General features: G+C 66.8%; 10 protein-coding genes and 2 tRNA genes. 9 read left to right on the forward strand and 3 right to left on the reverse strand.

The genetic code is table 11. The features are described from left to right. Positions 1-14: 14 nt before the first annotated feature. Entirely contained in the window at positions 15-1,190 is a 1,176-nt protein-coding gene (locus tag OHS16_RS20880; RefSeq protein ID WP_328538744.1) for an acyltransferase family protein, read from the reverse strand. A gap of 484 nt (positions 1,191-1,674) precedes the next feature. Here OHS16_RS20880 and OHS16_RS20885 point away from each other — a divergent pair, with 484 nt between their 5' ends. Further along, entirely contained in the window at positions 1,675-1,869 is a 195-nt protein-coding gene (locus OHS16_RS20885; protein ID WP_328538745.1) for a hypothetical protein, read from the forward strand. 253 nt (positions 1,870-2,122) lie between these two features. On the opposite strand, the gene OHS16_RS20890 is transcribed toward OHS16_RS20885, so the two are convergent. Continuing rightward, positions 2,123-2,196: transfer RNA gene (locus tag OHS16_RS20890), tRNA-Gly, on the reverse strand. A 135-nt stretch (positions 2,197-2,331) separates the two neighbouring features. Between OHS16_RS20890 and OHS16_RS20895 the strand changes: the two genes are divergently transcribed. The 5 genes from OHS16_RS20895 to clpX all read left to right on the forward strand — a co-directional run bounded on the left by OHS16_RS20895 (position 2,332) and on the right by clpX (position 6,988). Beyond that, positions 2,332-2,408 (forward strand) — tRNA-Pro (locus OHS16_RS20895). A gap of 124 nt (positions 2,409-2,532) precedes the next feature. Continuing rightward, positions 2,533-3,921: a trigger factor gene (gene tig, locus OHS16_RS20900; protein ID WP_328538746.1), complete on the forward strand. Its 1,389-nt coding sequence runs from the start codon at positions 2,533-2,535 to the stop codon at positions 3,919-3,921. Between the two features lie 266 nt (positions 3,922-4,187). Next, the gene (locus tag OHS16_RS20905; RefSeq protein ID WP_328538747.1) at positions 4,188-4,805 is read left to right on the forward strand and encodes an ATP-dependent Clp protease proteolytic subunit; all 618 of its coding nucleotides are present in this window, start codon (positions 4,188-4,190) and stop codon (positions 4,803-4,805) included. Positions 4,806-4,855: 50 nt separating this feature from the next. Further along, positions 4,856-5,539 (forward strand): ATP-dependent Clp protease proteolytic subunit, encoded by a 684-nt coding sequence (locus OHS16_RS20910; protein ID WP_328538748.1) that lies wholly within the window; start codon positions 4,856-4,858, stop codon positions 5,537-5,539. A 156-nt stretch (positions 5,540-5,695) separates the two neighbouring features. Further along, a complete protein-coding gene (gene clpX / locus OHS16_RS20915; RefSeq protein WP_328538749.1) occupies positions 5,696-6,988 on the forward strand; it encodes an ATP-dependent Clp protease ATP-binding subunit ClpX in 1,293 nt (430 codons plus the stop codon). An 80-nt stretch (positions 6,989-7,068) separates the two neighbouring features. Here clpX and OHS16_RS20920 read toward each other — a convergent pair whose 3' ends face one another. Continuing rightward, positions 7,069-8,079 carry a hypothetical protein gene (locus OHS16_RS20920; protein ID WP_328538750.1) on the reverse strand — a complete coding sequence of 337 codons (1,011 nt, stop codon included), beginning with the start codon at positions 8,077-8,079 and terminating at the stop codon, positions 7,069-7,071. Between the two features lie 136 nt (positions 8,080-8,215). Here OHS16_RS20920 and OHS16_RS20925 point away from each other — a divergent pair, with 136 nt between their 5' ends. The 3 genes from OHS16_RS20925 to OHS16_RS20935 all read left to right on the forward strand — a co-directional run bounded on the left by OHS16_RS20925 (position 8,216) and on the right by OHS16_RS20935 (position 12,843). Further along, positions 8,216-10,840, forward strand: coding sequence for a valine--tRNA ligase (locus OHS16_RS20925; RefSeq protein ID WP_328538751.1), 2,625 nt, complete (start codon positions 8,216-8,218; stop codon positions 10,838-10,840). A gap of 143 nt (positions 10,841-10,983) precedes the next feature. Then, positions 10,984-12,480, forward strand: a complete 1,497-nt coding sequence (folC, locus tag OHS16_RS20930) for a bifunctional tetrahydrofolate synthase/dihydrofolate synthase (protein ID WP_328538752.1) — start codon at positions 10,984-10,986, stop codon at positions 12,478-12,480. A gap of 3 nt (positions 12,481-12,483) precedes the next feature. Then, positions 12,484-12,843 carry a DUF4233 domain-containing protein gene (locus OHS16_RS20935; RefSeq protein WP_328538753.1) on the forward strand — a complete coding sequence of 120 codons (360 nt, stop codon included), beginning with the start codon at positions 12,484-12,486 and terminating at the stop codon, positions 12,841-12,843. The last annotated feature ends 31 nt before the right edge of the window (positions 12,844-12,874 follow it).

Raw genomic sequence — 12,874 nt, forward strand, 5'->3', positions numbered from 1 at the left:
CCCGCGGCCGGTTGTCAGGCCGCGACCTTCTCGCGCCGACGGGCGCCTTCCACCGGGTCGGGCCGGAAGGCCCAGGCCATCTCGGGCTCCGTGGCGAAACGCATCACCCGGCGTACCGGCTTGGTGCAGAACACCGTCACCGCAGCCGCCATGAAGAGCGTCGAGAACACCTCACCGAGGGGACTCTTCAGCCAGCCGTAGTCGTCGATCCAGCCGGTGTACTCGATGGTCTTGATCAGCAGACCGTGCAGCAGATAGCCGCAGAGCGTTCCCGCGCCGAGTGAGGTGAACCAGGTCTTGTTGCGCGGTACCAGTGCCAGGAAGCAAGCGGTCAGCACGATCGAGCAGGCGGTGAGGCCGAGAGCCATCACGACGCCCTCCCACCAGCCCACGCCCAGCTGCTCGGAACTGGTGCCGCGGTAGAACCAGTTGAGCGTCATCCGGGGCGCCGCCCAGTACGAGAACACCACTGTGGCGAGCATGACGGGCACGGCGAGCAGCCGCGCCTCGCGGCGCTGCACCAGCTGGAAGTGCTCCGGCTTCAGCCGAAGGCCCAGCACGAAGAACGGCAGGAACTGCAGGACCCGCTGGAGGTCGAGGTCGTCGCCGATGTTCGGAGTGATCGAGGCCAGCACCGAGACGACAACCGAGATCGTCATCGGATAGCGCAGATTGCGCCAGATCGGTGTGGTCATCCGCCAGATGAACAGCGCGGCCAGGAACCAGGTCAGGTAGTAAGGATCGAGCAGGCTGATCTCATGCCCGGGGTCGTCGTTGCCCCACTTCTCGTAGAGCGAGTACGTGGTCTCGAAGATCACATACGGGACGACGACGCCTGTGACCAGCCGGCGCAGCCGGTCCGGCCGCATGTCGAAACTGCGGGAGAAATAGCCTGAAATAAGAATGAATGCCGGCATGTGGAACGTGTAGATGAACATGTACAGCGCCCTGGTGGTGCGGCTGCCGTCCATCAGGGGTTCCCACGCGTGCGCCATGGCCACGAGCACGATGGCAAGAAACTTGGCGTTGTCGAAGAGGGCGTCACGCTGCTTCTTCGCGGCTGGGGCAGCCGCCGGCGCGCGCGTCGCATCAGGTCTGGGTGGCGCCTGTGCGCTTGTGGGGGGGTGGAGTTCCGTCTCCCGTGCCAGGGGGAGGGGAGCCCGCTGATATCCATATGGAGCGTGAACCATTCGAGGCACCCTAGCGTTGCGTGAGGGATTCCGTAAAACCCTCTCTCCCATGTGTGATATTCGCAGTACGTGTACCCCGTCCGCTTACATCTAACAGCTTGATGTTATGTCCGTATATGACCGTCTAATCCCCATCAAAGGGTGCACGGCATCGGACCTTGATCACCGCCAGTAGATCATTCGTTCTTATCGCAATAGCCTGTGAATAAGATGTGTGGGCACTGAAACGATCGATCGTGATTTGCTTTTGCAAGTCGCGCTGCGGGCAGTCCGGAATGAGTGCCCCGGTGGGCGGGTGGCCGCCGCGTTCCCGGCGTGAGGGGCGCGCGCGGGGGGCGCGCGGGATGGCGTGATCCGATCGGCGACGATTCGCCACCAGGCAACAACCACAGGCCTGTTGGTGGCACCATGGACCATGAGGAAGAGTGCTGGAGCGTCACCGTTCCCGGCCGGCAAGGCGGACCGACCAAGGGTGTGATCAGTTGTGGCCATTTCACTGTCTGTGGTGCTGCTTTTGGCGATCGTCCTTGTGGTGTTGATCCGAAGCGGCTCCATCAAGCCGGGCCCGGCCATCGTCGCCATGCTCTTCGGCTTCTTCCTGGCGTCGACAGGCATGGCTCCGTCGATCAACAGATTTCTCAACTCGATAGCCGACACGATCAACCAGATCAAGTTCTAGGGGTCGGCCCCGGAACGACGACAGCCCGGCCCGGCGAGTCATCGCCGGGCCGGGCTGTCGCGTGCGGCGCTGAACTGCCGGCTCGGGGGCCAGGAACGGGAGATCGCGGCGCCGTCGACAAGGCGATCGCGAGGGCTCTGCGGCCGGCCCCTCCGGAACGGGCACGCAGGAGGGCACGGACGGCTGATCCGGCCCGGGGGACGGCGAAGGCCCAGGCAGAGGAAACGGTCCTCTTGCCTGGGCCTTCATCATGTGGAGCGGGCGACGGGAATCGAACCCGCGTAGCTAGTTTGGAAGACTAGGGCTCTACCATTGAGCTACGCCCGCAGGCGCCGCAGGTCGGAGCGACCACGGCACGAAAAGCATCGTAGCGGGTCGGAGCCGGTCGGCGCACACCCGCCCCCGAGCGCGTAAAGAAGCCGCGACACCGTCGGCGGCCATGTACCCTACGTCTCGCACCGACGGGGTGTGGCGCAGCTTGGTAGCGCGTCCGCTTTGGGAGCGGAAGGTCGTCGGTTCGAATCCGGCCACCCCGACCATCATGCCCGCCCGCAAGATCGCATTGTGGGTCTCATCCTGCTTGCCGTTACTATGCAAGCTGTGTGCCCGCGTGTCTCTCAACCGGGCAGAGATTCTGAAGTCAGCCCCCAAGGAGACCGAACCGTGAAGAGCGCCGTGGAGACCCTGAACCCGACCCGGGTTCGGCTCAGCATTGAGGTGCCCTTCGAGGAGCTCAAGGACAGCCTCGACGCGGCGTACAAGAAGATCAACGAGCAGGTCACGGTGAAGGGCTTCCGTAAGGGCAAGATCCCGAACCGCGTCATCGACCAGCGTTTCGGCCGCGGTGCCGTCCTGGAGGAGGCCGTCAACGACGCCCTCCCGAAGTTCTACACCGAGGCCGTGAACGAGGGTGAGCTGAACGTACTCGGCCAGCCCGAGGTCGACATCACCGAGCTCAAGGACGGCGAGCTGCTCTCCTTCACCGCCGAGGTCGACATCCGGCCCGAGATCGAGATTCCGGACTACTCCGGCATCGAGGTCGAGGTGGACGCCGTCGAGGTCAGCGACGAGGACGTCGACAAGGCCGTCGAGGACCTGCGTGGACGCTTCGCCTCCACCAACCCCGTCGAGCGCGCCGCCGCCGACGGCGATGTCGTGACGATCGACCTGGAAGCCAAGGTCGACGGCGAGGTCCTCGAGGACGGCGTGGCCGAGGGTGTCTCGTACACCATCGGCTCCGGTGAGCTGCTCGATGGCATCGACGAGGCCGTGACCGGCCTGGAGGCCGGTGGCGAGACCACCTTCACCTCCGAGCTGAAGGGCGGCTCGGCCGAAGGCAAGGCCGCCGAGGTCTCCGTCAAGGTGACCGCGGTCGCCGCTCGTGAGCTCCCCGCCCTGGACGACGACTTCGCGCAGCTGGCGAGCGAGTTCGACACCCTGGACGAGCTCAAGGCCGACAGCCGCAAGCGCCTCGAGAACACCAAGCAGTACGACCAGGCCACCCAGGCACAGGAGCGCGTCCTCGACGAGCTGCTGAAGCTGACGGAGGTCCCGATCCCCGAGAAGCTTCTCGAGGACGAGATCAACACTCGTAAGCACAACCTGGAGCACCACCAGCTCGGCCAGATGGGCCTCGACCTCGCCAAGTACCTGGAGATCCAGGGCAAGTCCGAGGAAGAGTTCACCGCCGAGACCAAGGAGCAGGCCGAGAAGGGCATCAAGACCCAGTTCATTCTCGACGAGCTGGTCAACAAGGAGAAGCTGAACGTCAACCAGGAGGAGCTCACCGAGCACCTCATGCGGCGCGCGCAGTCCTCCGGCATGAGCCCCGACCAGTTCGCCCAGGCGGTCGTCGAGGGCGGCCAGGTCCCGATGCTCGTCGGCGAGGTCGCCCGCGGAAAGGCCCTCGCGGTCGTCGTGGAGGCCGCCACGGTCAAGGACACCAAGGGTGAGGTCGTCGACCTCAGCGACGACGAGGACGAGGCTGCCGAGTCGGACGACGCGGCCGAGGCCGCCGCCGGCGACGCGGCAGAGGACAAGACCGAGGCCTGAGCCTCCGTCTGATCTTCTCGCGATCTCGACCGGGTCAGAACCCGGATGAAGGGTCCGGACGTCCTGTACGTCCGGACCCTTCGTCGTACGCGTGAACGGGCCGCTACCTTGCGCTCCCAGCGAACAGTTCGGGAAGCGGGATGGCGTTGTCCCACCTGCGCGTTAGGGTCCATGAAGAGGAGGGCAGGGGAGTACCCGACCCCCGCACTCCTTCAGTACGAAGACGCTGAGACGGCCGCAGCCGTCAGAGACGAGCAGGTGGATACGTGACGAATCTGATGCCTTACGCCGCCGGCGAGCCCAACATCGGTGGCGGCCTCGGCGACCAGGTCTACAACCGACTGCTCGGCGAGCGGATCATCTTCCTCGGCCAGCAGGTCGACGATGACATCGCCAACAAGATCACCGCACAGCTGCTCCTCCTTGCCGCTGACCCGGACAAGGACATCTACCTGTACATCAACAGCCCCGGCGGCTCGGTGACGGCGGGCATGGCGGTCTACGACACCATGCAGTACATCCCGAACGACGTGGTCACCATCGGTATGGGGCTCGCGGCCTCGATGGGCCAGTTCCTGCTGACCGGCGGCAGCGCGGGCAAGCGTTTCGCGCTCCCCAACACCGACATCCTGATGCACCAGGGCTCGGCAGGCCTCGGCGGTACCGCATCGGACATCAAGATCCAGGCGGAACAGCTGCTGCGTACGAAGAAGCGCATGGCGGAGATCACCGCCCGCCACTCCGGCCAGACCGTCGACGCCATCATCCGCGACGGTGACCGTGACCGCTGGTACACCGCGGAGGAGGCCAAGGAGTACGGCCTCATCGACGAGATCATCTCCTCCGCCTCGCGCGTCCCGGGCGGTGGCGGCACCGGAGCCTGAAGCTCCGCAGCCCTGTCCACGAGCCCGGCCGACCACTGAACGCCACCAGGATGGTGAACACCCACATGAACGACCACTCCGCTTCCGCCAGCGGCCTGTACACCGGCCCGCAGGTCGACAACCGCTACATCGTTCCGCGCTTCGTCGAGCGCACCTCGCAGGGCGTGCGCGAGTACGACCCGTATGCGAAGCTCTTCGAGGAGCGTGTGATCTTCCTCGGCGTGCAGATCGACGACGCCTCCGCCAACGACGTCATGGCGCAGCTGCTCTGCCTGGAGTCGATGGACCCGGACCGGGACATCTCGATCTACATCAACAGCCCGGGCGGCTCGTTCACGGCCCTTACGGCCATCTACGACACGATGCAGTTCGTGAAGCCGGACATCCAGACGGTCTGCATGGGCCAGGCGGCCTCCGCCGCGGCCGTCCTGCTGGCCGCCGGCACCCCCGGCAAGCGCATGGCGCTTCCGAACGCCCGTGTGCTGATCCACCAGCCGTCCTCGCAGACCGGCCGTGAGCAGCTCTCCGACCTGGAGATCGCGGCCCGTGAAATCCTGCGTATGCGGACCCAGTTGGAGGATCTGCTGGCGAAGCACTCGACCACTCCGATCGAGAAGATCCGGGATGACATCGAGCGCGACAAGATCCTCACGGCTGAGGAAGCGCTCGCATACGGCCTGGTCGATCAGATCGTCTCGACCCGCAAGGGCTCCGTCGGGATGCTGTCCAACTGACGGTCGTTTGATCTGCCTGCCATCCCCTGGCACGGTTCACGTCGAAGTGAACCGTGCCAAGGGGGGCCCGAACGGGGGGCCCGGCAAGGTACCGTCGAATATGAGGCACCAGGAGACGCTGAACGTGGCGTCTCCCAGGCGAAGGGGAAGCACCTCGTGGCACGCATCGGTGATGGCGGCGACCTGCTCAAGTGCTCGTTCTGCGGGAAGAGCCAGAAGCAGGTGAAGAAGCTCATCGCAGGCCCCGGGGTGTACATCTGCGACGAGTGCATTGACCTCTGCAACGAGATCATTGAGGAGGAACTCGCAGAGACCTCCGAAGTGCGGTGGGAGGAATTGCCCAAACCGCGCGAGATCTACGAGTTCCTCGAGGGGTACGTCGTCGGGCAGGAGCCCGCGAAGAAAGCCCTCTCGGTAGCGGTCTACAACCACTACAAGCGCGTCCAGGCCGGCGAGAACGGCGGCGGTGCGAACCGCGAGGACGCGATCGAGCTCGCCAAGTCCAACATCCTGCTGCTCGGCCCCACCGGCTCGGGCAAGACGCTGCTGGCGCAGACGCTGGCCCGGATGCTCAACGTCCCGTTCGCCATCGCGGACGCCACGGCGCTGACCGAGGCGGGCTACGTCGGCGAGGACGTCGAGAACATCCTGCTCAAGCTGATCCAGGCCGCCGACTACGACGTCAAGAAGGCCGAGACCGGGATCATCTACATCGACGAGATCGACAAGGTCGCCCGCAAGAGCGAGAACCCGTCGATCACCCGTGATGTCTCGGGCGAGGGCGTACAGCAGGCCCTCCTCAAGATTCTGGAAGGCACCACCGCGTCGGTGCCGCCGCAGGGCGGCCGTAAGCATCCGCACCAGGAGTTCATCCAGATCGACACCACGAACGTGCTGTTCATCGTGGGTGGCGCCTTCTCCGGTCTGGAGCGGATCATCGAGTCGCGGGCGGGCGCGAAGGGCATCGGCTTCGGCGCGACCATCCGCTCCAAGCGGGAGATCGAGGCGAGCGACCAGTTCCAGGAGGTCATGCCGGAGGACCTGGTGAAGTTCGGGATGATCCCCGAGTTCATCGGCCGCCTTCCCGTACTGACCTCGGTGCACAACCTGGACCGCGAAGCCCTCCTCCAGATCCTGGTCGAGCCGCGCAACGCACTGGTCAAGCAGTACCAGCGCCTCTTCGAACTCGACGGCGTGGAGCTGGACTTCGACCGTCCCTCCCTGGAGGCCATCGCCGACCAGGCGATCCTGCGGGGCACCGGGGCGCGAGGTCTGCGCGCCATCATGGAAGAGGTGCTGCAGTCGGTGATGTACGAGGTGCCGTCCCGCAAGGACGTCGCCCGGGTCGTCATCACCGCGGACGTGGTCCGCGACAACGTGAACCCGACGCTGGTCCCGCGCGAGCCGCGCATCGTCGGCAACGACGGGCGGCACGAGAAGTCCGCGTAGCGGTAGGGGCACAGACATACGACGTAGGGGCGCCCGGTCGGTTGAACCGACCGGGCGCCCCTACGCTGTCCGGGCTCCCGTTACTTGACGGGCACGCGGACGGCCTTGCGGAGATCGGCGGTCACCTTGGCCGAGTCGTCAAGGCTGAGTCCGTCGCCCGCTCCCTGGGTCGGGACGGTGATGCCGAGCGTGCTGTAGTCGGCCCACATGCAGAAGTACTGCGTGTTCGTCTTCTTGGTGGCGGGGTTCGGGCCCTGTGCCTGCTGGCACTTCATCACAGCACCGTCAAGGTTGTCGGGGCTGACCGACTGGGGATCGCCGATCCACTTGACCTTGCTGTCCTTGTTGTTCTTCTTGAAGGCGGCGAAGCCCGCGTCCACGGTCGCTGCCGGGTCCTTCACCTTGCCGTACAGGCCCTCGAAGCTGAGGGAGTGTGCTCCGGCGAGCTCCAGAGGGTTCGGCGCCTTGGCCGGGTTGCTGAAGTCAATGGTGGAGTAGACGGCGCCGACCGACTTTGCCTGGGTGATGCCGCTGTTGGCCAGTCCCTTCGCGTCGCTGGACGACGCGTCCTGCGCCGGCCGGTTCGCGCCGTTGCGCTTGTAGTCCCCGAGCACCTTGGCCGGTGTCGTCAGCATGTGCGGTCCGTCGTCGGCGAGCGAACCGCTGTCGCCGCCCTTGGTCAGCAGATAGACGCCGCCGCCGATCACCGCGACCGCCACGACGGCCGCGACCACGATCAGACCCGTCTTCTTCTTCGGCGCCTGCGGCGGAGGCGGTACCTGCCCGTATGGGGGCTGCTGCGGCTGCTGCTGGCCGTACGGGCCGGGCTGTCCCGGTCCCGGCTGCTGCTGCGGGTAGCCGTAACCCGGCTGCTGGGGCGGTACGCCCTGAGGGGCCTGCTGCGGGTAGCCGTAGCCGGGCTGCGGCTGGCCGGCGGGCTGGCCGTACGGGTTCGCGGGCTGCTGACCGTACGGTCCGGGCTGCTGCGGCTGCTGACCGTAGGGGCCTGGCTGCTGCGGCGGCTGCTGGCCGTAGGGGCCCGGCTGCTGCGGCGGTTGCTGGCCGTACGGGCCCGGCTGGTTGTAGCTCATGGACGTGGTCCCCCTGTAGGTGCTTGCGTATCTGAACATCCTGGCGGACGCCCGGGCCGGCCGGAGTGCCGGGGGCCACAGTCACACAGAAGATTTCCGTTTCAGTACGGGACCGTGACGCCCCTAAACTGACCCCGTGACCGAGAACTCATCGCAGCAGACTCCAGCGCCCATCTCCGAACTGCCGACCCAGTACGCGCCGGCCGAGGTAGAGGGGAAGCTGTACGAGCGCTGGGTGGAGCGCGGTTACTTCGAGGCCGACGCGAAGAGCGAGAAGCCTCCGTACACCATCGTCATCCCGCCGCCGAACGTCACCGGATCACTCCACCTGGGGCACGCCTTCCAGCACACGCTGATGGACGCCCTGACCCGCCGCAAGCGCATGCAGGGCTTCGAGGCACTCTGGCTGCCCGGCATGGACCACGCCGGAATCGCCACCCAGAACAAGGTCGAGCAGCAGCTCGCCGAGGAGGGCAAGTCCCGCCAGGACCTGGGGCGCGCGGAGTTCACCGACCGCGTCTGGCAGTGGAAGGAGGAGTACGGCGGCAAGATCCTCGGGCAGATGCGCCGCCTCGGTGACGGGGTCGACTGGTCCCGTGAGCGTTTCACCATGGACGAGGGGCTCTCCAAGGCCGTCCAGACGATCTTCAAGAAGCTCTACGACGACGAGCTGATCTACCGCGCCGAGCGCATCATCAACTGGTGCCCGCGCTGTCTGACCGCGATCTCCGACATCGAGGTCGACTACCAGGACGACGACGGCGAGCTGGTCTCGCTGAAGTACGGAGAGGGCGACGAGACCCTGGTCGTCGCGACCACCCGGGTCGAGACGATGCTCGGTGACACCGCGATCGCCGTTCACCCCGACGACGCGCGCTACGCCCACCTCATCGGCAAGCGGATCAAGCTGCCGCTCACCGACCGGACCATCCCGGTCGTCGCAGACACCCACGTCGACCCGGAGTTCGGCACCGGCGCCGTCAAGGTGACGCCCGCGCACGACCCGAACGACTTCGCCATCGGGCAGCGGCACGGCCTGGAATCCATGACGATCATGGACGAGCGGGGTGTCATCACGGTGCCCGGGCCCTTCCAGGGGCTCGACCGCTTCGAGGCGCGCTCCACGATCGTCGAGGCCATGCGCGAGCAGGGCAGGATCGTCGCCGAGAAGCGCCCCTACACGCACTCGGTCGGACACTGCTCGCGCTGCAAGACCACCGTCGAGCCCCGGCTCTCCCTCCAGTGGTGGGTCAAGGTCGAGACGCTCGCCAAGGACGCGGGCGACGCCGTCCGTGACGGACGGGTCAAGATTCACCCGAAGGAGATGGAGAAGCGCTACTTCGACTGGGTCGACAACCTCAACGACTGGTGCATCTCACGGCAGTTGTGGTGGGGCCACCGCATCCCCGTCTGGTACGGCCCCGCGGGTGAGGTCATCTGTGTCGGACCGGACGAGGAGGCGCCCACCGGCGAGGGCTGGCATCAGGACGAGGACGTCCTGGACACCTGGTTCTCCTCCGGACTGTGGCCGTTCTCGACGCTCGGCTGGCCGGAGCAGACCCCCGACCTCGAGAAGTTCTACGCGACCGATGTGCTGCTCACCGGGCACGACATCATTTTCTTCTGGGTCGCGCGGATGATGATGTTCGGTCTCTACGCGATGGACGGCGTCGCGCCGTTCCACACCATCGCGCTGACCGGCCTGGTCCGCGACGAGTTCGGCAAGAAGATGTCGAAGTCCAACCCCAACGCCGTCGACCCGCTGGACTGGATGGACGAGTACGGCGCCGACGCCGTCCGCTTCACGCTGGCCAACGGTGCCAACCCCGGCGCCGATGTGCCGATCGGCGAGGACTGGGTCAAGGCGTCCCGCAACTTCGCCAACAAGATCTGGAACGCCACCCGCTTCGCGCTGATGAACGGCGCCAACGTCGAGGGTGAACTGCCGCCCGCCGGGAAGCTGTCGGCGAACGACCGGTGGATCCTGTCACGGCTGAACGCGGTCGTGGCCGAGACGGACGCGTACTACGACGACTACCAGTTCGCGAAGCTGGCCGACACCCTCTACCACTTCGCCTGGGACGAGGTCTTCGACTGGTACGTCGAGTTGTCGAAGACGACGTTCTTCGCGGGCGGCGAACCGGCGCAGGCGTCGGCGCGGGTGCTCGGTGAGGTCCTCGATGTGATGCTGCGCCTGCTGCACCCGATCGTCCCGTTCGTCACCGAGACGCTGTGGACGACGCTCACCGGCAAGGAGTCGGTGGTCGTCGCCGACTGGCCCGCCGACTCCGGCTTCCGCGACAGCGCGGCGGAGCAGGAGATCCTGCTGGTCCAGCAGGTCGTCACCGAGGTCCGCAGGTTCCGTTCCGACCAGGGCCTGCAGCCCGGCCAGAAGGTCCCGGCCGAGCTCGACCTGTCCGGTACGGCACTCGCGCCGCACGAGGCGTCGATCCGCCAGGTGCTCAGGCTCCAGCCGGCCGGGGCGGACTTCCACGCCACCGCCTCGCTGCCGGTCGCGGGCGCCACGGTCGCGCTCGACCTTTCGGGCACCATCGATGTCGGGGCGGAGCGCAAGCGGCTGACCAAGGACATCAGCGCGGCGGAGAAGGAGAAGACGCAGGCGCTCGGCAAGCTGGGCAACGAGGCTTTCCTCGCGAAGGCTCCGGACAACGTCGTCGACAAGATCCGTACCCGCCTCGCGAAGGCCGAGGCGGACATCGAGCGGATCCAGGCCCAGCTGGACGCGCTGCCGAAGGCGTAACGGGCGGGCCGGCACCGTCCCCGGACGGGGATCGGTGCCCCCGGTGCGGGCGCGTCCCCGGTCCGGGGCCGCTGCGACATGACGTAGGGCGGACAAGGGGGCGGGGCGTGAGCCCCGTTCCCTTCTCTCCGTACACTGGGCCTGTGAGCGAGTCCGACCCTTTCGACGAGATCGTCGACGCAGAGACCACCCGTGACCCCGATCTGGCGGTGATCGAGGCCGGCAGCCGTACCCTGCGCACGCAGGCCGGACCGCCCGCGGGCGACGGCATTCCGGCCCGTCCCGCCGACCCGGAGGTGGACAAGGCGCTGCGCACGGTGGAGCAGGAGCTGCTCGGCCGCTGGCCGGAGACCAAGCTCGACCCCTCCCTGGTCCGGATGGAGGCGCTTCTCGACCTCCTGGGCGATCCGCAGCGCGCGTATCCGTCCATCCACATCACCGGCACCAACGGCAAGACATCGACGGCGCGCATGATCGAGGCCCTGCTGGGCGCGTTCGAGCTGCGTACCGGGCGGTACACCTCGCCGCACGTCCAGTCGATCACCGAGCGGATCAGCCTCAACGGTGCCCCGATCGAGGCAGAGCGCTTCATCGAGACGTACGAGGACATCAAGCCGTACATCGACATGACCGACGGACAGCAGGAACACCGGCTGTCCTTCTTCGAGGTGCTCACCGGTATGGCGTACGCGGCCTTCGCCGACGCGCCCGTCGATGTGGCGGTCGTGGAGGTCGGCATGGGCGGCAGCTGGGACGCGACCAACGTCATCGAGGCTCCGGTGGCCGTGATCACGCCCATCGCGCTGGACCACACCGACCGGCTCGGCGACACGCCCGGCGAGATCGCCGTCGAGAAGTCGGGAATCATCAAGCAGGACGCCACGGTCATCCTGGCGCAGCAACCGGTGGACGCCGCACAGGTGATGCTGAAGAAGGCCGTCGAGACGGACGCCACGGTGGCCCGCGAGGGCATGGAGTTCGGTATCGGCAGCCGGGAGATCGCGGTCGGCGGCCAGCTGCTGACACTGCGCGGGCTCGGCGGCGCGTCCTCCGAGTACACCGACATCTTCCTGCCGCTCTACGGCGCCCACCAGGCGCACAACGCGGCGGTGGCACTCGCGGCGGTCGAGGCGTTCTTCGGCGTGGGCGCACGGCAGGCAGGCATGCTCGACATCGATGTGGTGCGCAAGGCCTTCGCTTCGGTGGCCTCACCAGGACGCATGGAGGTCGTACGGAGCTCGCCGACCGTCGTCCTGGACGCCGCGCACAATCCGGCAGGCGCGCAGGCGGCTGCCGCCGGCATCACCGAGGCGTTCAGCTTCTCCCGGCTGATCGGCGTGGTCGGGGCGAGCGGCGACAAGGATGTGCGGGGGCTGCTCGAGGCCTTCGAGCCGATCTTCGCGGAGGTCGTGGTCACCCAGAACTCCACTCCCCGTGCGATGAGCGCGGACGATCTCGCCGCGCTCGCGGTGGAGATCTTCGGCGATGAGCGGGTCGTCGTCGAGCCGCGGCTCGACGACGCTCTGGAGGCGGCGATCACGCTCGCCGAGGAGGAGGACGAATACGCGGGAGCGGGGGTACTGGTCACCGGTTCCGTGATCACCGTCGGCGAGGCCCGGCTGCTCCTGGGGAGGCACTGAGTCATGCGGACACTCTGTGCTTCCACACTGATCGGCGAGTTCTTCGTGATCGGATTCGCCGGCCTGGTCGCCATGAAGGGCGACACCCCAGGGGCCACGGTCTGGACCGTGTGCGGTATCGGGATGCTGCTCTCGGTGCTGCTCAGCGGAATGCTCAGCCGCCCGGGAGCGGTGCAGATCGGCTGGGCGCTGCAGATCGCACTGGTGCTCAGCGGTTTCGTGGTCCCGACGATGTTCTTCCTCGGTGCGGTCTTCGGCGGTCTGTGGTGGGCGTCGGTCCACTACGGCCGGAAGATCGACGAGACGAAGGCGCGCTGGGCCGCCCAGGCCGAACAGTCATCCGCAGAGCCTGACGCTGCGTAATGGGCGGCGTGCGGGGCCCTGTAACCTCTGA

The sequence above is a fragment of the Streptomyces sp. NBC_00344 genome (genome assembly GCF_036088315.1).
Taxonomy (GTDB): Bacteria; Actinomycetota; Actinomycetes; order Streptomycetales; family Streptomycetaceae; genus Streptomyces.

Excerpts from the sequence above, each read along its gene's own strand:
- OHS16_RS20880 (WP_328538744.1), bottom strand. The coding sequence starts at position 1,190 with ATGGTTCACGCTCCATATGGATATCAGCGGGCTCCCCTCCCCCTGGCA.
- OHS16_RS20910 (WP_328538748.1), top strand. The coding sequence starts at position 4,856 with ATGGTGAACACCCACATGAACGACCACTCCGCTTCCGCCAGCGGCCTG.
- OHS16_RS20920 (WP_328538750.1), bottom strand. The coding sequence starts at position 8,079 with ATGAGCTACAACCAGCCGGGCCCGTACGGCCAGCAACCGCCGCAGCAG.
- OHS16_RS20935 (WP_328538753.1), top strand. The coding sequence starts at position 12,484 with ATGCGGACACTCTGTGCTTCCACACTGATCGGCGAGTTCTTCGTGATC.